The organism is Mesorhizobium sp. NPDC059025 (genome assembly GCF_042739655.1).
Classification (GTDB): domain Bacteria; phylum Pseudomonadota; class Alphaproteobacteria; order Rhizobiales; family Rhizobiaceae; genus Mesorhizobium.
Map to the genome: position 1 here is coordinate 296,916 of NZ_JBHYIM010000004.1, position 18,597 is coordinate 315,512.

22 protein-coding genes and 1 riboswitch are annotated in these 18,597 nt (G+C 62.1%); of the genes, 11 read left to right on the forward strand and 11 right to left on the reverse strand.

Annotation, left to right across the window (positions count from 1 at the left end):
- Positions 1-79 precede the first annotated feature (79 nt).
- The 5 genes from ACFWYE_RS12715 (at position 80) to ACFWYE_RS12735 (ending at position 2,987) form a co-directional block, all read left to right on the forward strand.
- The gene (locus ACFWYE_RS12715; protein WP_379111728.1) at positions 80-1,048 is read left to right on the forward strand and encodes a DUF808 domain-containing protein; all 969 of its coding nucleotides are present in this window, start codon (positions 80-82) and stop codon (positions 1,046-1,048) included.
- A 236-nt stretch (positions 1,049-1,284) separates the two neighbouring features.
- Positions 1,285-1,605 carry a DMT family transporter gene (locus tag ACFWYE_RS12720; RefSeq protein WP_379111730.1) on the forward strand — a complete coding sequence of 107 codons (321 nt, stop codon included), beginning with the start codon at positions 1,285-1,287 and terminating at the stop codon, positions 1,603-1,605.
- A gap of 46 nt (positions 1,606-1,651) precedes the next feature.
- Positions 1,652-2,026 carry a DMT family transporter gene (locus ACFWYE_RS12725; RefSeq protein WP_379111732.1) on the forward strand — a complete coding sequence of 125 codons (375 nt, stop codon included), beginning with the start codon at positions 1,652-1,654 and terminating at the stop codon, positions 2,024-2,026.
- On the forward strand, positions 2,026-2,514 hold the full coding sequence (locus tag ACFWYE_RS12730) for a nucleoside deaminase (protein WP_379111734.1): 489 nt from the start codon (positions 2,026-2,028) through the stop codon (positions 2,512-2,514). Before ACFWYE_RS12725 ends, ACFWYE_RS12730 begins: the two co-directional genes overlap by 1 nt.
- Before the next feature lie 62 nt (positions 2,515-2,576).
- A complete protein-coding gene (locus ACFWYE_RS12735) occupies positions 2,577-2,987 on the forward strand; it encodes a MarR family winged helix-turn-helix transcriptional regulator (RefSeq protein WP_379111736.1) in 411 nt (136 codons plus the stop codon).
- A 2-nt stretch (positions 2,988-2,989) separates the two neighbouring features.
- On the opposite strand, the gene ACFWYE_RS12740 is transcribed toward ACFWYE_RS12735, so the two are convergent.
- Entirely contained in the window at positions 2,990-3,736 is a 747-nt protein-coding gene (locus ACFWYE_RS12740) for a DUF899 family protein (RefSeq protein WP_379111738.1), read from the reverse strand.
- 151 nt (positions 3,737-3,887) lie between these two features.
- Here ACFWYE_RS12740 and ACFWYE_RS12745 point away from each other — a divergent pair, with 151 nt between their 5' ends.
- Entirely contained in the window at positions 3,888-4,331 is a 444-nt protein-coding gene (locus tag ACFWYE_RS12745; RefSeq protein ID WP_379065705.1) for a hypothetical protein, read from the forward strand.
- Positions 4,328-4,657, forward strand: coding sequence for a hypothetical protein (locus ACFWYE_RS12750; protein ID WP_379065707.1), 330 nt, complete (start codon positions 4,328-4,330; stop codon positions 4,655-4,657). Before ACFWYE_RS12745 ends, ACFWYE_RS12750 begins: the two co-directional genes overlap by 4 nt.
- Before the next feature lie 96 nt (positions 4,658-4,753).
- Here ACFWYE_RS12750 and ACFWYE_RS12755 read toward each other — a convergent pair whose 3' ends face one another.
- The 5 genes from ACFWYE_RS12755 to ACFWYE_RS12775 all read right to left on the reverse strand — a co-directional run bounded on the left by ACFWYE_RS12755 (position 4,754) and on the right by ACFWYE_RS12775 (position 8,490).
- A complete protein-coding gene (locus ACFWYE_RS12755) occupies positions 4,754-5,551 on the reverse strand; it encodes an MBL fold metallo-hydrolase (protein ID WP_379065709.1) in 798 nt (265 codons plus the stop codon).
- A 75-nt stretch (positions 5,552-5,626) separates the two neighbouring features.
- Entirely contained in the window at positions 5,627-6,028 is a 402-nt protein-coding gene (gene msrB, locus ACFWYE_RS12760) for a peptide-methionine (R)-S-oxide reductase MsrB (RefSeq protein WP_379065711.1), read from the reverse strand.
- Positions 6,029-6,134: 106 nt separating this feature from the next.
- Positions 6,135-6,905, reverse strand: a complete 771-nt coding sequence (locus ACFWYE_RS12765) for an amino acid ABC transporter ATP-binding protein (RefSeq protein WP_379065714.1) — start codon at positions 6,903-6,905, stop codon at positions 6,135-6,137.
- Positions 6,902-7,582, reverse strand: a complete 681-nt coding sequence (locus ACFWYE_RS12770) for an ABC transporter permease subunit (RefSeq protein WP_379065716.1) — start codon at positions 7,580-7,582, stop codon at positions 6,902-6,904. Before ACFWYE_RS12770 ends, ACFWYE_RS12765 begins: the two co-directional genes overlap by 4 nt.
- A gap of 134 nt (positions 7,583-7,716) precedes the next feature.
- Positions 7,717-8,490 carry an amino acid ABC transporter substrate-binding protein gene (locus ACFWYE_RS12775; RefSeq protein WP_129412679.1) on the reverse strand — a complete coding sequence of 258 codons (774 nt, stop codon included), beginning with the start codon at positions 8,488-8,490 and terminating at the stop codon, positions 7,717-7,719.
- Positions 8,491-8,790: 300 nt separating this feature from the next.
- Here ACFWYE_RS12775 and ACFWYE_RS12780 point away from each other — a divergent pair, with 300 nt between their 5' ends.
- Positions 8,791-9,648: an RNA polymerase factor sigma-32 gene (locus ACFWYE_RS12780; RefSeq protein WP_379065718.1), complete on the forward strand. Its 858-nt coding sequence runs from the start codon at positions 8,791-8,793 to the stop codon at positions 9,646-9,648.
- 21 nt (positions 9,649-9,669) lie between these two features.
- Here ACFWYE_RS12780 and ACFWYE_RS12785 read toward each other — a convergent pair whose 3' ends face one another.
- Complete coding sequence (locus tag ACFWYE_RS12785) at positions 9,670-10,074, reverse strand: hypothetical protein (protein WP_379111740.1); 405 nt, start codon at positions 10,072-10,074, stop codon at positions 9,670-9,672.
- A gap of 100 nt (positions 10,075-10,174) precedes the next feature.
- Between ACFWYE_RS12785 and ACFWYE_RS12790 the strand changes: the two genes are divergently transcribed.
- Positions 10,175-10,642, forward strand: coding sequence for a MarR family winged helix-turn-helix transcriptional regulator (locus ACFWYE_RS12790; RefSeq protein WP_379111742.1), 468 nt, complete (start codon positions 10,175-10,177; stop codon positions 10,640-10,642).
- A gap of 36 nt (positions 10,643-10,678) precedes the next feature.
- Here the strand turns inward: ACFWYE_RS12790 and ACFWYE_RS12795 are convergent, their stop codons facing one another.
- The 4 genes from ACFWYE_RS12795 to thiB all read right to left on the reverse strand — a co-directional run bounded on the left by ACFWYE_RS12795 (position 10,679) and on the right by thiB (position 15,809).
- On the reverse strand, positions 10,679-12,157 hold the full coding sequence (locus ACFWYE_RS12795; RefSeq protein ID WP_379065724.1) for a M48 family metalloprotease: 1,479 nt from the start codon (positions 12,155-12,157) through the stop codon (positions 10,679-10,681).
- Positions 12,158-12,415: 258 nt separating this feature from the next.
- A complete protein-coding gene (gene thiQ / locus ACFWYE_RS12800) occupies positions 12,416-13,159 on the reverse strand; it encodes a thiamine ABC transporter ATP-binding protein (protein ID WP_379111744.1) in 744 nt (247 codons plus the stop codon).
- Positions 13,156-14,790 carry a thiamine/thiamine pyrophosphate ABC transporter permease gene (thiP, locus tag ACFWYE_RS12805; RefSeq protein ID WP_379111746.1) on the reverse strand — a complete coding sequence of 545 codons (1,635 nt, stop codon included), beginning with the start codon at positions 14,788-14,790 and terminating at the stop codon, positions 13,156-13,158. Before thiP ends, thiQ begins: the two co-directional genes overlap by 4 nt.
- A 17-nt stretch (positions 14,791-14,807) precedes the next feature.
- Complete coding sequence (gene thiB, locus ACFWYE_RS12810; RefSeq protein ID WP_379111748.1) at positions 14,808-15,809, reverse strand: thiamine ABC transporter substrate binding subunit; 1,002 nt, start codon at positions 15,807-15,809, stop codon at positions 14,808-14,810.
- A gap of 37 nt (positions 15,810-15,846) precedes the next feature.
- A riboswitch (TPP riboswitch) is annotated at positions 15,847-15,960 on the reverse strand.
- 111 nt (positions 15,961-16,071) lie between these two features.
- Here thiB and ACFWYE_RS12815 point away from each other — a divergent pair.
- Positions 16,072-16,719, forward strand: a complete 648-nt coding sequence (locus ACFWYE_RS12815; RefSeq protein WP_379065732.1) for a thiamine diphosphokinase — start codon at positions 16,072-16,074, stop codon at positions 16,717-16,719.
- 1 nt (position 16,720) lies between these two features.
- Complete coding sequence (locus ACFWYE_RS12820; RefSeq protein WP_379111750.1) at positions 16,721-18,535, forward strand: ABC-F family ATP-binding cassette domain-containing protein; 1,815 nt, start codon at positions 16,721-16,723, stop codon at positions 18,533-18,535.
- The last annotated feature ends 62 nt before the right edge of the window (positions 18,536-18,597 follow it).

Below are 18,597 nucleotides of genomic sequence, written 5' to 3' on the forward strand. Positions count from 1 at the left end.
CACGTCGTCGCTAAGGCTTCTTGACCATGATCATCCAGCCTAAGCCAAATGTGCCTGCCAACTGCAAGCAAGGTCTCCGATGAGCTCCGGACTGCTAGCCCTTCTTGATGACGTCGCCTCGATTGCAAAGGTCGCGGCCGCTTCGATCGATGATGTTGCCGCGCAAGCCACCAAGGCGGGGGCAAAAGCCGCGGGGGTGGTGATCGACGATGCGGCGGTGACGCCTCGCTATGTTGTCGGCTTCACGGCGCAACGCGAGCTGCCGATCATCGCAAAGATCACGATCGGCTCGTTGCGGAACAAGCTCATCTTCCTGCTTCCGGCAGCTTTGCTGCTGGGATGGCTGGCGCCATGGGCGATCACGCCGCTGCTGATGATCGGCGGTATCTATCTTTGCTTCGAGGGCGCGGAGAAGGTGCTGGAGACCTTCTTCCCGCACGCCGAGGCGGACAACGGCACCAAGACGAACACTGCGGTCGAGCCTGCCACGTTCGAGAATGAAAAAGTCCAGAGCGCGATCAGGACGGATTTCATCCTGTCGGCGGAAATCATGGCCATAACGCTTGCCGCGATACCATCCTCAAGTGTTGCGACGCAGGCCGCCATCCTTGCCGTGGTCGGCATCGGCATCACGCTCGGGGTCTACGGTGTCGTCGCCATCATCGTGAAGGCCGACGACTTCGGATTGGCCCTGGCCAGGACCAAAGGACGTTTTCTCGGACTGGGCACAGCCTTACGCGCCTTCGGAAGAGGAGTCGTGACCGGGATGCCCTACTTCCTCAAAGCACTCGCTGCCGTGGGAACGGCTGCCATGATCTGGGTTGGTGGCGGCATCCTCGTGCATGGCCTCGAGACATTCGGCTACGGCACCCTCGCGCACCTCATCGAGGCTGTGGCAGAAAAGGCTGCACACTCCGTTCCCATGGCCAGCGAGCTGGTCGCTTTCCTGGTTTCGGCGGCAGCAGCCGGGCTGATTGGCCTGGCTGTCGGTTTGCTGACGATCCCGGTTGTCCAGAAGATCGTCGGCAAGCCCCACGTTACGGCATGAGCGAAGCCGGGGCGCTTTGAACGAGCTACCGGGAGGCGCGTTTTATTTATTTGCTTGCGCATACAAATAAATTGAATCGCAGCCGACTTGTTATATGTATGCGCATGCAAATATAAGGACAGCACGAGAGAGCGGACAGCTTCTCGATGAAACGACGACCGAGGCGACCCCCGCCACGCGAACCGCAGTTGGAAAAGGCCGTCACGGGCACACCGGTCATGAAAGGAAGTAGACAAATGAACTGGCTCTATCTCGGGATTGCCGTGATCTTCGAGATCGCGGTCGCGATCAGCGCAGGCAACGCAAAGGGGTTCACCAGACTGTGGTGGACGATCGCCACACTGGTCACCGGTGCGATAGGCACCTTCTTCCTCAGCCTTGCCCTGCTCACCTTCGACGTCGGTGTCGGTTACGCGATCTGGACCTCGGTGTCCGGCGTAGGGATCGTCATCCTGGGCGCAATCTTCTTCGGTCAGCAGCTCAACTGGAAGAAGGCTCTCGGTATCGCTCTGGTCATCGGCGGCGTCGTCGGCCTGCGCCTCAGCGGTGCGGCCTGAAAGCCTGCCGTTTCATTTGCTTCACGGAAATCGGAAAGGAAAAGAGATGACACTCTCCCATGAAAATCGCCAGAGTGCCGGCCGGGCCTGGATCATGCTGCTGCTCGCCGGCGTTTTTGAAATCGGCTACGCCCTCAGTGTCGGTGGCAGCCAGGCGTTCACCGTACCGGGCTGGTCGATCGCCGCGCTGGTCTTCTTCCTGCTCACACTTTACTTCCTCAGCGCCGCCCTGCGGACCATCGACGTCGGCATCGGCTACGCGGCGTGGGCGGGCATCGGTTCCGTCGGCGCCGCGGCTTTCGGCAGTATCCTGCTCGATCAGCCGCTTACGCTCGTTCAAGCCTTCTGGCTTGGGGTCATCATCGTTGGTGTCGTGTGGCTGAAGCTCGCTGACAGCGTAAAGCTTCAAGGACAGGCCTGATGGCTGTCGATGTTCCTGCCCGCTGCACGCAACTCATGGAGGCGACCGTCGCCAGTGCTTTGGACCATGTCCACAAGGGCGGCATCCCGTTCAGTGCTTTGGTCGTCGATCAGGACGGCATCATCCTCGGAAGCGGCGTCAACCGCGTCCGGGAACATCACGATCCGACCGCTCACGCCGAAGTCGAGGCTATTCGTGACGCTTGCCGTTCGCACAAGACAACCCGCCTGGCAGGAATGACGCTTCTGGCCTCGGGAGAGCCCTGCGCGATGTGTTATGTGAGTGCGCTGCATGCGGGCCTCGCGCAGGTGTTCTATGCCGTCGACCGCGACGAGGCTGCCACGCATGGTTTTGACTATCGCGGCACGTATGGCCTTTTCGCTCAGGACCCACGGAGCTGGCGGTCGCCGGGAGGCTCGTTGTCTCAACAGGCCTGTCGCCGTTCCTGGCATTCCGCTCGCGCGCATCGTAGCGGTCGCCGCTCTTGAGCAGGCTATTGCATGGACATACATGTGATGTCCGCGATCAGGCGAAACGGAGTCCGTAGATCATGCCAGGCAAAAGCGATTCATGGCTCAGGCTGATCCATGCCGTGACGGGCGTCGAGGCCGAGCTCGGCGAGGTTCTGCAAGGGCAACACGGCCTCGGCCTTTCAGAGTACCGTGCATTGCAGATCCTGTCGCGATCGGCGAATTCCGAGCTCAGGATGCAGGATCTGGCCACGCATCTGCGGCTCAACCAGAGTTCGGTATCGCGCATGGTCGAGCGGCTGGAGCGCGGCGGACTTGCTCTTCGCGACCTTTGCCCCGACGACAAGCGCGGGGTCTATGCGGTTCTTACGGACACGGGGCGCGCGCGTCTCGCCAGCGCGCAGCCCGACTATGAGGCGGCGCTGGACAGCGCCCTCCGGGACCATGGCGGCGAGGAACTGCTGTCGGCGAAGTTCGTCGACGCCACCTGAAGTCAGCCAACGGTGCCGAGATCGTCGGAATGGCCGGCCTCCAGTCGAGGCCATTGCGTGATTGGCCGGCCACCCGTGCGCATACGGTGCTTGCCTTCCCCCCACCCTCGTGGCCAGCCGCCTGGCGAGTCCTCCCACAATTCCTGCCGGCCATAGACCGTCAGATCGAGCAGGCGATAGCTGTTGTCCATCGCTTCGACGCCGCGCCTTGTCGTCCAATAGGTTTCGAAGACATCGTCTTCCTGCCGCAGGTAGCAGATGAGGTACATCATCCCCACCGGGCGAGGGGAGAGCAGGGCTGCGGCCGAGTCCTGGACCGAATACCAGGGCATTTCCCATCCCATGAAGTTGCGATAGCGGGCGCTCTCCTCGTATGGGCCCTGGCAGAACGTCGCGTAGGTGACGTCGCGGGAATGGATATGGGACAATTCACGGACCTGCGTGGTGAAGAGCGTGCAGCCCTCGCACTGTTCCGGTGCCGGGCGGCCCGGATACCACATGAAGTAGTAGGCGATCAGCTGGCGGCGGCCTTCGAACGCGTCCAGCAGCGTTACCGGGCCATTTTCACCAACGAGCCGCGCCGACCCATCGACCTTGACCATCGGCAGCCGGCGGCGAGCAGCCGCAATTGCGTCGCTCTCCCTTGTGTGCGCTTTCTCCCAGGCGCGTAGCGTGTCGACCTGGCGCTGGTAGCTGCTCCGGATGACTGTGTTAGGTATTGCGCTGGTATCTCCAACAGGATGTTGCATCGTCTTCTCCTCTCGGATTGCCTCCGTCTCTCGGAGTGGTGATCGCCAGACTAGGGGCGGACAGGGGATGACGAGAGTTACAATGGTGGCGGGATAAGGCAGGCTCCCTGACGGATGCCAGAAACACGAGCTCGGATTGACGGATCGATCGATGAATGAATTCGATTTTGGAGCACGCAATGCGAGGGAATTCCGGCACCGAGCCTTCTGGGCGCTGTTCGAGGAGCGGCATCCGGTCGAGCGCTCCCGACGAGTCAGGCATGGACCCTGGTTCTGGCAGCGCGGGTTGCCGGAACTCAATCTCGTCGTCACCATGTATGTGGCGCCCGAGCAGAATGTCGTGGGTGTGTTCTTCGGCCGCAACGAGCGGCTGGGTGCCGTCGATACAAAAATCCGACTGGAGCCGTTCAGGGCCGCGATCGAAGACAGGCTGAAGTTGAAGGCTGAGCAGGGTGGGCAGGACTTCGGCGTCAATGCAATCTGGCGGGTCAACTGTTTCCCGGACGATAACTGGGCGGCCATGGCCGACTGGCTCGTTACCGAGGCAGGGCGCTTCGAGCGGGCGGTGACTGAAGTGCTGAGCGCAGAGCCGTGAGCTGGCCGCAAACATTCGGCCGCAAATCTCTCGCGGAATTCCTTCTGTCGAGGTGGCGTGGACAGGTCCCGCTCGGCAGACTGTTCTGGCGCGACATGATCGTTGCCGGGACGATCATCAACCTGGCGATCTCCGTCTTCGCCCTGCTGGCGCTAGGCGCGGGGTTGCCGCTTGCTGCCGCCCTCGCGGTTCATCTGCTGCCCTTGCCGTACAACCTCTTTCTTTTCATTGCGGTTTGGACAACAGCCGGTCGTCGACCGTTCGTGATAGCCGTTGCCTATCAGCTGGCGGCGACGGTCTGGCTCGTTTTCGTCACCGTGGCGTAGGGCGTTTCCTCCTTTCGCGGAGACGCTCTAATTCATTGTTTTCGCAATTCCGAACGGCAAACCGTTACACGCTTTTCCTGCAATTGCTCGAGCGCTTCATGCGATGGCGGCGAGATACCGGTCTACGGAAATGCGCATCGCCTCCCTGGCTCCGCCGATCACATTGCTTCCCCACCAGGCGCCGTAAATGTCGTCGTAGTCGAAGGGCTCGAGTGCCGTGGCGATGCGCCTGACGGTGCGTGCGTTGAGCGGGATCTGGTTCGGATAACTGTACATGAAGGAGAGATGCCGGCGCGTCGGTACCACCTGCAGGATGTCGCCGGAGAGGATGGCGTTGCCGCCATCGCGCTTCCAGTGCAACACCTGCCCGCCGGCGAAATGACCGCCGCAGCGGATGAGGGTCAGCGACGGGTTCAGGGGGAGCGTTTCGCCCTCCCAGAAAGCGACCGACGGATGCGGTCGCATCACCCACTCGCGGTCGTCGGCATGGATATGGATCGGTATGCCGCCAAAGGCTTCGCTCCACTCGGCCATCGCCGAATAATAATGGCAGTGCGAGATGGCTATCGCCTGCAGGCCGCCGCGCCGCTCGATCTCGGCCACGGCCTCGTCGCTGACAAGGCTGACGCAATCCCACAGAACGTTGCCATCAGGTGTTTCGGCCAGCAGCGCGCGCTGGCCGATGGCAAAGCGGGGCTCCACGCCGAAGGCAAGTACACCTGTATCGTCCTTCATCGACAGTCGGTGCGTCCCGGCGAGGTCCTCGAAAGTTGTCCAGGCCTGGCCCTCCCAGCGCACATATTGGCGCTCGTCCTCGCAAATAGGGCAATGCTCGGGCGGCAATTCGGTTTCGGCGAATTGCACGCCGCACTGCAGGCACATGAAATGTGTCATTCTCTCCTCCGGCTCCCAACCCACAGGTGGACATAGGTCAGCCGGAGGCGATACGGAAGGGCTTGGGAAGGGCCGTCAGGCAGGTTCGAACGTCAGCGCCACGCCGTTGATGCAATAACGCAGGCCGGTCGGCGGCGGGCCATCCTCGAAGACATGGCCGAGATGGCTGCCGCAGGTTGCGCAATGCACTTCGGTGCGCACCATGCCGTAGCTGCGGTCGACCGTGGTCTCGACCGAGCCGTCGACCGGATCGTTGAAGCTTGGCCAGCCGGTACCGCTTTCGAATTTGAGCTTGGATTCGAACAGCGGGCTGTCGCAACCGACACATTTGAAGGTGCCGGCGCGCTTTTCATAGAGAAGCGCGCAACTACCCGGTCGCTCGGTGCCGTGGTGACGCATCACCTGATATTGCTCCGGCGTCAGCAGCGCGCGCCATTCGGCGTCGGTACGGGTGACGGGATAGGTATGGGTGTCCATGAATGATCTCCTTGCCTTTGCGGCTTGTTGTTCGTTGCAGAGGATGTTCGTTCAAACATAGGCATTCGTTACGCGCCTGCCCAGCCACTCCCGTCGGAGATGTTGGTCAGGTCGTGCCGTTCGCTTCTTCCTGCTCATGTCGCAGTGTGGCGATGAAACGCCTGGTGCGCTGATGCTGCGGATTGCCAAAAACCGTTTCGACGGGTCCCTTTTCGACAACGACGCCGGCCTCCAGGAAAACCACCTCACGCGCTACCTTCGAGGCGAGCCTCAGGTCATGTGTCGCCATGACCATGGTGGTACCCTCGGCGGCAAGTTGGCCGAGCACGTCGACGACCTCCTGGGCAAGCTCGGGGTCGAGAGCCGAGGTTGGTTCATCGCACAGAAGCACGCGTGGCGAAGGCGCCAGTGCCCGTGCAATGGCGACGCGCTGCTGCTGGCCACCGGACAAGGTCGCCGGCCATGCGTCCGCCTTGTGTGCCATGCCAACTTTCTCGAGCAGCGAAAGCGCCCGCTCGCGCGCCTTGTCCTCGGGCCACTTCAAAACCGTGACCAGCCCTTCCATGACGTTTTCGATAGCGGTGCGGTGCGGAAACAGCTGGAAGTTCTGGAACACCATGCCAGTCTGGCGTCGCAGTCTCAGCACATCACCCGACGAGACCTTGCCGCCCGGGTGGAAGGTCAGGGCTATCTCGCCGATCCTCACCGTGCCGGTGGTCGGGATTTCCAGCAGATTGATACAGCGCAGCAGTGTCGACTTGCCGCCGCCCGAAGGGCCGACAAGCGCGGTGACGCTGCCTTCCTTCATGGCAACATTGATGTCCTTCAGGACGACGTTGTCGCCAAAACGCTTTTCCAGTTTGGAGAGTTCGATCACGAGCGCGCCTCCAGGAAACCGCCATAACGGCCGAGCCGGGCCTCGAGGCGTACCTGCAATGCCGACAGGATCGAGCTCATCGCCAGGTAAATCAGCGCCGCTTCGACATAAAGGATCAATGGCTCATAGGTCACGGCGACGATACGCTGCGCCGACTGGAACAGTTCCGGCAAGGTAATGGCGGCCGCCAGCGAGGTGTCCTTGACCAGCGATATGAAGGTGTTGGACAGCGGCGGCACCGCGACACGGCCGGCCTGCGGCAGGATGGTGCGGCGCATCGTCTGGCTCCAGGTCATGCCGATCGAATAGGCCGCTTCCCACTGCCCTTTGGGCACCGAGCCGATGACTGCGCGGATGATCTCCGACGAATAGGCGCCGATGTTGAGCGTGAAGCCGATCAATGCCGCGGGGAAGGCATCGAGCACGATGCCGACGCTCGGCAAGCCGTAGAAGATGAGGAACAGCTGAACCAGCAGCGGCGTACCGCGAATGATCCACACGTAGAAACGGACGATCGCCGCCAATGGCCACGGCCCGAACAGGCGCAGCAGCGCAGCGCCAAGCCCGACCGCGAGCCCAAAAGCGAATGAGAGAAGGGTGAGCGGTATGGTGAAGATCAATCCAGCCCACAGCAGGGGACCGAGCGAATCCAGCATCAATTGCAGCCAAGGTGGCACGAACTGTTCTCCCTCCGGGCCTGTTCTAGAATTTCATCATAGATAGTCGCAGAAAACACAAAAGCGGCGCGCCGCCAACGGCACGCCGCCTTGTTTGAGTGAGCCGGGTAAAATTCCCGGCCCGCAGCGGGGACTTATTTTGAAACGTCCTCGCCGAAATAGGTCTCGGAGATCTTCTTGTAGGTACCATCGGCCTTGATCTCGGCCAACGCCTTGTTGATCGCGGCGACCAGTTCCGGGTCGCCCTTGCGCACGATGACACCGGAGTAGTCGGCGTTGGCTTCCTGCGCGACGATCTTCACCTTGGCGTCAGGCTTGTGCTTCTTGAAGTCGAAGAAGGAAAGACTGTCGTTGATCGTGCCATCGACGCGGCCGTTGAGCACCAGCTGGATCGACTGGTCGAAACCGTCGGTGCCGACCAGTTCCGCGCCATTCTTCTCAGCGATCTTACCGAAATTGGACGTCAGCGACTGCGCCGACTTCTTGCCCTTGAGGTCGGCGAAATCCTTGATTTCGGTGTTGTCGTCGCGGACGATCAGCACGGCCTTGGAGGCGATGTAGGGATCAGAGAAATCGTATTTTGCCTTGCGCGCTTCGGTGATGCCGACCTGATTGATGACAGCATCATAACGCTTGGCATCGATGCCAGCGATCAGCCCGTCCCATTTGCCCTCAAGGAACTCGGCCTTGACGCCAAGCCGTTTGGCGATCTCGCGGCCGATCTCGACATCGAAGCCGACCAGCGCGCCGGACGTGTCGTGATAGGTGAAGGGCGCATAGGTGCCTTCGGTGCCGATCTTGAAGACACCCGCCTGCTTGATCTGATCGAAATCAGCACCGGCATGACCAGCGGTTACGGCCAGGACTTGCAGGGTTCCGGCCAGGAGCAGCGATTTCAGCCATTTCATCTTTTTGTGATCCCGTAATATCGGCGGACAGCAAATGTCGGCCTTTGGAGAGGTGCTGGAATGTGACAGAAGCTTGCCTTGCGAATAAGGAATGAAATTTCGAAATGAATCGATTTTGGGAATTTCATTCTCTTTTGAGGTTGCGGTCAACGCGCGGATGAACCGCACCATTCCGTTTCCGGGAGGCTTCGTGAGAGCGGCCGGGGAACCATTACCCGCATAGCACGTTTGGGGGAGGCCTTCGGGATGCAGACCTTCGGTCGATCCAGCCAGGTTCAACGGGCAGACGGGAAAGTCGCGATGCTTCAGGATAGTGCAGGGCGTATCATGGTCCGCGCGGCAATGGCCGCTCCCTATCTGGAACGCGACCAGGAGCATGATCTGGCGCTTCGCTGGAAGGATGGCCACGATCAGCATGCGCTGAACCAGATCGTCGTTGCACACATGCGGCTGGTCATCGCGATGGCCGCGAAGTTCCGCTATTTCGGCCTGCCGGTCTCCGACCTGATCCAGGAGGGCCATATCGGCCTTCTCGAAGCCGCTGCCCGTTTCGATCCCGAACGTGAGGTTCGCTTCTCCACCTATGCAAGCTGGTGGGTGCGGGCCTCCATGCAGGACTATATCCTGCGCAACTGGTCGATCGTGCGCGGTGGGACCAGTTCAGCGCAGAAGGCGTTGTTCTTCAATCTGAGGCGCTTGCGCGCCCGTCTCGGCACTGGAACCGAGGCCCTGTCAAACCAGGCTCTCTATCGCGAGGTTTCCACCGCGCTGGGCGTTTCTGAAACCGATGTCGCCATCATGGATGCGCGACTGTCGGCACCCGACAGCTCGCTCAACGCGCCGCTGACCGACGATGGCACCGGGGCGGAGCGTGTGGATTTCCTGGTTTCGGATGGGCCGCTGCCCGACGAGATCGTCGGCGACACCATCGACGTCGAGCGCCGCTCCGGCTGGCTGAAGCAGGCTCTGGCGGCTTTGAACGAGCGCGAATTGCGGATCATCGAGCAGCGCCGGCTGGGCGACGAGAGCGCTACCCTGGAAGAGCTCGGCGAGACGCTGGGCATCTCCAAGGAACGCGTCCGGCAGATCGAGGTACGGGCGCTGGAGAAGCTGAAACTGGCGCTGGTGAAGCAGAACCCGGAATTCCTCGCGGCCTGAACGTTCGTCGATCCGTCGACGTCAGAATACGCGCGCGATCGCCATGGTTATGACGGTAACGGCGAGCAATACCGCCGCCAGGCGCTCGCCGCGTATCGCCTGATCAAGAATGCTGGCGGCGTTACCCTCAGCGCCAATGCGTCGTGCGCGCCCGACCAGCGCGCCCTGAACACCCGCGGCAACGATTGCCGCTGCTGCCCCCACCGCCAGAATCTGTTCTTGCGTGCCGAAATAGCTGCTGCCGTGAAACAGATACCAGAGAACGGCGCCCGACAGGACGGCCATCGTGGCTGCCCCCATCTGCGGTGCGAACAGCGTTGTGGCCAGCCGGCCGTCACCCGTGCGTGCCAGCACGAAAGTCGAGCCGGCCCAGAACACGCCCGACATGACATGCAGCGCCAGTGCGATCATGAAAATGTACTGCATGCAAAGACCTCCACAAATTCGCGACCATCGAATTGATAGATATCTAACTGTTAGATGTCAATCTATTAGACGTCGGCCTTTTGTATGCTAGTGTCCGGGCATGCCTAAACCTTCCGCCAAACCGATCGGTCTCGACCTCGCTCAAACCGCCAAAGTCGTCCGGCGCGCGCTGGATGATGCGATGATTGCCAATGGCGGATCGCTGCCGGTCTGGTCCGTGCTGATTTCGGTGAAGTCACGGCAATTCGGACACCAGCGCCAGCTCGCGCAATCGGTTGGTATCCAGGGGGCGACGCTGACACATCACCTCAATGCCATGGAGGCGGATGGCCTGCTGACCCGCCGTCGCGATCCAGCCAATCGGCGCAAGCATCTGGTCGAACTGACGCCGAGCGGCGAGGCGATGTTCCTGCGACTGCGCGAAACGGCAATCGCCTTCGACCGGCAATTGCGAACTGGCATGAGCCAGGACGAACTCGATCACACTCGGTCCGTGTTCGCGCGCCTGCGTGCGAATGTCGATGGAGAAGGCGTGGAAATGAGAGACGAGGCTGAAGCCGAGCTGTAGGCACGGATGTTCGCGCTCGAAACCGACGCCGTAATGCTATCTGTCGGTAACGATCTTGACCTTGTCGCCGGTCGAAACCGTCGCCCCCGGTCCCATCGCGTTGAGCACGCGGAACAGGTCGAGCTTGCGGTCGACGCCGACCATCTGCGCCGACAGGGTGCCGATCGTCTCGCCCGGTCGCACGGTGACGACGCGGATACGCAGCGGCTTCAGGGCGGCCTTCTCGGCTGGGCTCAGGACACGGAATGTGCTGCTCACCGAACGTGCGACAGGCTCGAGTGACGTTCCCGCTGCAGGAGCGGCCGTCAGCAGCCGGTAGACCTGGCCGTTGGCGCGGATGACGACGATATCGAACTGCCAGCCATCGGCACGTGCCTTGGCAACCGCGGCTTCATTGCCATTGATCGTCTCCTGGCGGACAGTGGCGTCTTCCAGGCCGGCAACCCAGCCGCTGCGGATATAATCAGGCAGCGTGACGTCCTTGTCGATCGTCACGCCATCGAAACGTACCGCCATGTCGCCGGGACCGGTGGCGGTGACGGCCGCTGCCGAGTTGTCGATGACGAAACCATCCGGCACGGCGAACGACACGCCGAGCTTGGGATGCAGGAAGGTATTGCCGCGCACATAGCCTTCCTCGGGCGTGTCGCCGTAGAGAAGACCGTCAATGCCGGCAAGATAGGAATCACGGTCACGGGTTCCGAAGCCCGGCTGGCCGAACATCCGCGCGTGGCGTTGCGCCAGATCGATACGTTGGGGCGTATTCGGATGTGTGGCGAGGAAGTCGAGGCTGGCGTCGGTCGCACCGCTGACCGAGCGGAAGCCGGCATAGGAGGCCATCGACTGCAGGAAGCGGCCGGCCGCGTAGGGGTCATAGCCGGCTTCACCGACCGACTTGATGCCGATGGCGTCTGCTTCGAGTTCCTGATTGCGCGAGAACTGGGCGAGCCTCAGCTTGCCGCGGATGAGGGCTGCCTTGGCGTTGGGATTGTCGCCGAGCACATCGGAGACGACCTTGGTGGCGAGGCCTTCCTCGGCTTCCAGCTGCTGGCGCTGCAGTCCGTGGTTGGCGGTGACGTGGCCCATCTCATGTGCAATCACCGCGGCGATCTCGGACGAGTCGTTGGCGAGCGCCAGCAAGCCGCGGGTGATGTAGAGATATCCGCCCGGCAGCGCGAAGGCGTTGACGTTGGGCGAATTGAGGATGGTGATGCGGTAGGTCTGCGTCGGGTTGGCCGACACCACGGTCAGCCGGCCGACGATCTTGGCGACCATGCGCTCCAGTTTCGGATCGGAGTACTCGCCGCCATAGGTGGCGAGGATGCGAGGGTGCTGCGCCTTGGCAAGATCGGCAAGGCGGCTGTTGGCCTGCGCGTTGTCGACGGTAACCGGCCTGTTCGAAGGCTGGAAGCCGGATTCCTCAACCGAATTCGGCATCACCGACTGGCAGGAGGCAAGCGCAAAAGCCACCCCGGCCAGTGCGAGCATGCGCACCGGGGTTTTCTTGCAGCTCATGTCCAGGCCGGTCGACAGGTCGGCTTCCTTCTTCGTCTCAATGGAGCAATCTACGATTGTGCCCGACAATCTGCGGTGGACCTAGCCACACACGAAGCAGATTGGCAAGCAACGACGATGATGCCCCCAAACCGGTTTGACCGCAAATTATGTCGGCTTCCGGGCAAGACAAATGCCTGAGTCGCATAATCCGTTCCAGATTTCCCTGGTGCAGGACCAGTCAAAATGTGGCGGTGGCCACTCTTTTCCGGCGCTCGGCTAACCTTCGTCGGTTGCGCCGGCGTATCGTTGGAAGGCTGCCGGACCATTCGCGGAAAAGAAATCGCCTGCTCCGCCACTTGCGGCAACCGCGCCGTTCTCCAGGAAAACGACATGAGCAGCGATGCGGCGTGCGTCCTGTGGCTGATGGGTGACGAAGAGCGTGGTCATTTTTCGTTCGGTCTGAACCGCCGCCACGAGATCCAGCATATCCTCGCGCAGGGCAGGTCCGAGCGAAGCAAAGGGTTCATCCAGCAGAAGCACCGGTCGGTCGCGGACCAGGGCCCGCGCCAGTGCAACGCGTTGACGTTCGCCGCCGGAAAGCTCGCGTGGCAGGCGTTTGTCCTTGCCCGCCAGACCGGTGCGTGCGAGCGCGCCGGCGATGGTGGCGCGGTCGGCGGCGGTGAGGGCGAGCGAAGGCGAGATACCGAGGCCAACATTGCGGAACACATCGAGATGAGCGAACAGGTTGTTCTCCTGAAAGACCATCGAAACCGGCCGCTCGGACGGTGCAACGCTGGTGAAATCCTTGTCACCGATCAGGACACGCCCGGAGCGAGGTGTTTCGAACCCCGCCACAAGGCTGAGCAATGTCGATTTCCCCGAGCCGCTCGGCCCCATGATGGCGGTGATTTCGCCGGCAGGAAATTCGACGTCGAAAGTGAGGTCGACCTCGCCATAGCTGAAGGTTGTCCTGTCGAGATGCAGCGACACCTCCTGTCGAGCCGGCATATCGGCGGTCATGAGGAACGTCCCTTTCCGAGCCGGTCGGCAAGCAGGATCAGCGCGAAGCAAACCAGACCCAGCAGCAGAGCCAGCCCCGCGGCATCGGCGGTACGATAGCTGCCCATGCGCGCAAGCAGAAGATAAGGCAGCGTCTGCAGGGAATCCGAACCGAACAGCGCGATCACGCCGAGGTCGCCGAGCGACAAAGCCATGGCAAAGGCGAAAGCGGTGGCAAGCGGGCGTCGCAGAACCGGCCAGTCGATCAATCTCAAGCGGGCCCAGCCGGTGATGCCAAGTTGTGCGCAAAGCCGCTCATGCCGTTCGCTGGCCGCGTCATAGGCCGGACGAATGGCACGCAGGGCGAAGGGCATCGCCATGATGGCGTTCACCGCAACGACCATGGCCGGGGCGATCGCGAAAGCGCTGCCGACATGGCGTAGCAGCAAAAACCAGCCGGCGCCGATGACGATCGGTGGCACGACCAGCACGAAGCCGGCTCCGGTATCGGTGGCATATTCCAGCAGCGACCGACCACCGGTTCTGCCACGGCGGGCAGCCAGGCCATGCCGCGCCATTGCCAAAGACAAGGAAAGGGCTGTGGCAAGCAGGGCCGAGAGGAATGCAAGTGCCGCGCTTGTCGTGACGGCCCGATGCACGGCTTGTTCGCCGACGAGGCGGACAAGATCGGATTGCACCCCGGCGGCTATGGTTGCCATCATCGGGCCAGCGACGAACAACAAGGCGAGCGTGATGAGCAAGGCGTTCAGGGCTGTCTCGCCATCACCGATCGAAAGGTAGCGGCGCGGCGCCACGGAAAGACCGGCCTCGGCGGCCGTGTTGGCGCCGAGGCGCGAAAGCAGGGCCACGACGGCGAAAGTGAGCAGGACCTGCAGCAGCGTCAGCGCAACCGCACGCGCTGGATCGAAATCGAAGCGCAACGCCTGATAGATGGCGACTTCCAGCGTGGTTGCGCGCGGCCCGCCGCCAAGGATCAGCACGATGGTGAACGAGGTGATGCACAGCATGAAAACGAGACCGGCGACACCGGGAAGCGCCTGCCGCAGCGCCGGCCATTCGATGAAGCGGAAGGCAGGGCGCACGCCCATGCCGAGTTGGCTGGCAAGCCGCCATTGGTCCGCCGGAACGGTCTGCAACGCTTCTAGGAAAAGCCGCACGCAGAGTGGCAGATTGAAGAAGACGTGGGCGACAAGGATGCCGGAGAGACCGTAAATGCCCGGCCAATCCTCGCCTGCGATCTTTGTCAGGAAAGGCGCGAAATAGCCGGCGCGGCCATAAAGAGTGAGAACCCCGAGTGCTGCAACGATGGCGGGTAGCGCCAGAGGCACCGCGAACAGCTGCAGAATGAAGTTGCGGCCAAAAAAACCGGGATGACGCGCCAGCGCTCGTGCCACGAACAATGCCGGTACGACCGACAGGCAGGTCGACAGCACGGCCTGCCACAAGGTGAAGCGGACGACGCGAAGAAGATAGGAATCGAAAGCGGCAGCCGCGCCAGAAAAATCGCCGGCGCTTTCGATGGCAAGGCCAAGCAAAGCACCGCCGATCAGGACGGCGACAAAGGTCAATGCAGCGATCCCCGCGCCGACACGTCTGTCGCGCAATGCAGCGGGGTGTGCAGCCTGAGACAATGGTTTCGCCGTCGTTCCTATTTGCTCATCACGTTGAGCCACTCATCCACCCAGGCCTTGCGGTTTTTCGCAATCTCCTCGGGAGTGAAAGCCAGGGTCTTGACCGGCTTCACCAGTTTGTCGAAGGCCGGATCGAGCGGCTTGTCCATCTTGCTGGCCGGGAACATCCAGTTGGTTTCGGGGATCACGTCCTGGAATTTCGGGCTGGTCATGAAGGCCATGAATTTCCCGGACAGCGGGTTTCTGGCGCCGGTGGTGGTGATGCCAGCGACCTCGACCTGAAGGTAATGGCCCTCGGAGAAGGAAGCTGCCTGGTAGCGATCAGTCTTTTCAGCGATCATATGGTAGGCGGGCGAGGTGGTATAGGACAGCACCATCGGCGCTTCGCCCTTGGTGAACAGGCCGTAGGCCTCGCTCCAGCCCGGCGTGACCGTGAGCACGCGGTTCTTCAGCTTCGCCCATGCCTCTGGTGCCTTGTCGCCATACACCGCGCGCACCCACAGCAGCAGTCCAAGGCCGGGCGTTGAGGTGCGTGGGTCCTGGATGGCGATCTTCTGGGTCGCGTCGCCTTCGACCAGATCCTTGAGGCTGGCCGGCGGTGTCTTCAGCGTCTCGGTGTCATAGACGACGGCAAAATAGCCGTAGTCATAAGGAACGAAGGTGTCGTCGTTCCAGCCGCCCGGCACGTCGGATGCCGCGGTTGCGCCATGCGGAGTGAACAGGCCAGTTGCCTTGGCATCCGCTGTCAGGTTGGTGTCGAGCCCAAGCACGATATCGGCCTTCGTGGCACTGCCCTCCAGCTTGACGCGGTTGAGCAGGGCGACGCCATCCGCAACCGAGACGAAATCGACCTCGCAGTCGCAGTCCGCCTCGAACGCCTTCTTGACCTGGGGGCCCGGACCCCATTCAGCGGTGAAGCTCTCATAGGTATAGATGGTCAGCTTGTCTTTCGCGGTCGCCGGCAGCGTGGCGGCAGCGAAAGCGAGAGCGGAAACCAGGACAGACAGAGTTTTGCGCATCGGCGCCTCCTTCACTTCGTGACAAGGGAACTGGCGCTTTGGCTAAGCGTCTAATCCCTCCGCCGGTACAAACCGGATCAGGTTCAGCGGGTTGGCTTTTCGCCTCTCAGCCGGTTCGCGAAGCCGCGATCTGGCACCCCGTTAGAGCGGCCTGAGACATAGAGCGGGCGACGGTGGCGCGCAAGCGTTAGTTTGCCGGATGAAACGGGCAGGCTCCGCACGCCCTTCCGTTTCCGCATAGGGGCTGGTAAGGGCGACGCCCATGAGCACATTCACCCTTCTGCTTGGCGGCGAGGTCATCCAGACGCCGCGGCTCGAAGCCCAGGTCGCCGGCACGCGCGTGATCGCCGCCGACTCCGGCATCCGGCATGCGGATATGCTGGGGCTTACGCCTGAGCTGTGGGTGGGGGATTTCGATTCCGCACCAGCTCATTTGCCGCCGCATCTGGCGAAGGTGCCGAAGGAGCGGTTCCCGGCCGAGAAGGATTCCACCGATGGCGAGCTCGCCGTCTCGATTGCGCTTGATCTCGGTGCGGCGAAGCTGAATCTCGTGGGTGCCTTCGGCGGCGCCAGGGCCGATCATGCCTTCCTGCATCTGGCTCTGGCGCTCAGCCTGGCCGAACAGGGGACAGACGTACTCCTGACCAGCGGTGCGCAGGAAGGTATTCCGGTTCTGCCTGGCCGGACGGCGGCTTTCGATTATGCCGAAGGAACGTTGTTTTCAGTGCTTGGCTTCTCGAAACTCACCGGGCTCACGATCAAGGGCGCCAAATGGCCACTGAATGCGGTGGAAATGCCTTTCGGTTCGTCCCTCACCATCTCCAATGCGGTGCAAGGCAAGCTCGAAATAGCGCTCGGCACTGGCCGTGCGCTCCTGCTTGCTCATCCTTACCCACTTCCCGAAAGCTGACATGGCGCCGCCCCTTCTCAACCTGACTGGCATCAAACTGACCTTCGGCGGCACACCTTTGCTGGATGGCGCCGAACTCGTGGCCTCTCCCGGAGACAAGATCGCGCTGGTCGGCCGTAACGGTTCCGGCAAGTCGACATTGCTCAAGATCGCCGCCGGCATGATCGAGCCGCAGGATGGCGAGGTGTTCCGTCAGCCGACGGCAACCGTGCGTTACCTGCCGCAGGTTCCAGACATGGACGGTTTTGCCAGCGTGCGTGCTTATGTCGAAGCCGGGCTGGGGCCGGCCGACGATCCCTATCGCGCGACCTACCTGATGGAGCATCTGGGGCTCACCGGAGAGGAACGCCCTGCCGATCTTTCCGGCGGCGAAGCGCGGCGGGCCGCATTGGCCCGCGTCATGGCGCCGGAACCCGACATCCTGCTGCTCGACGAACCGACCAACCATCTCGACCTCGCCGTCATCGAATGGCTGGAAGAGGAGCTGGCGCGCACCTCCTCAGCCTTGATCGTCATTTCCCACGACCGTCGTTTCCTGCAGCGCATCTCGCGTGCCACGGTCTGGCTCGACCGCGGCCAGACACGCCGGCTGGAAAAGGGCTTCGGCCATTTCGAGGAATGGCGCGATCAGGTTCTGGAAGAGGAGGAGCGCGACCAGCACAAGCTCGGCCGGCAAATCGTGCGCGAGGAGCATTGGCTGCGCTACGGTGTGACTGCACGGCGCAAACGCAACATGCGCAGGCTCGGCGAATTGCAGTCGATGCGCCAGCGTTTCCGCAGCCATCGCGGCGCAGAAGGCACCGCGACGCTGGTGGCCAGCGACGCAGCCGAATCGGGCAAGCTGGTGATCGAGGCCAAGAACATCGAGAAGAGCTTCGGCGATCTCACCGTGGTGAAGGATTTTTCGACCCGTATCCAGCGTGGCGATCGTGTCGGCCTGGTCGGTGCCAACGGCGCCGGCAAGACGACCTTGCTGAAGATGCTGACCGGGGAGACGAAGCCCGACGCCGGCACGGTGCGGCTGGGAGTCAACCTCGAGATCGCTGCTCTTGACCAGAAGCGCGAGGCCGCCGATCCGGATGAGACGCTGTCGCATTACCTGACGGACGGGCGTGGTGAAAACCTCGTCATCAATGGCGAGCAGCGCCATGTCGTGTCCTACATGAAGGACTTCCTGTTCAAGCCGGAACAGGCGCGTACGCCGGTGCGTGAACTTTCCGGCGGCGAACGGGCACGGCTGCTGCTGGCCCGCGTCCTGGCGCGACCGGCGAATCTGCTCGTGCTGGACGAACCGACCAACGATCTCGACATGGAAACGCTGGAACTGCTGCAGGAACTGGTGGCGGGTTTTGCCGGCACGGTCATCCTGGTCAGCCACGATCGCGATTTCCTCGACCGTACGGTCACCAGCGTGATCGCGCCCGACGGCGGTGGCCGTTGGGTGGAGTATGCCGGCGGCTATTCCGACATGCTGGCGCAGCGTGGCGGCACCAAGCTTGAGGACCGCAAGGCACGCAACGGCCAGTCCGCAGAGCCGAGAGCAGAGAAGCCACGCGCGGAGGTGCCCAAGGAGACGGCCAGAAAGCTCTCCTTCAAGCAGAAATTCGCCCTGGAAAATCTGCCGAAGAAGATCGAAGCGGTGACGGCATCGATCGCCAGGCTGGAAAACAACATCGCCGATCCGGCCTTCTACGAGCGCGACGCGGTTGGCTTCCAGAAGACGATCGCGGCGCTCGACAAGGAACGGGCCACACTCGCCGCACTCGAGGAAGAGTGGCTGGAACTGGAAATGCTGCGCGAAGAACTGGAAGGCTGAAGCGCTGTTCGGCTGATGCATCCTTATTCCGACAATCGGCAAAATCCGGCATTGATCTTGGC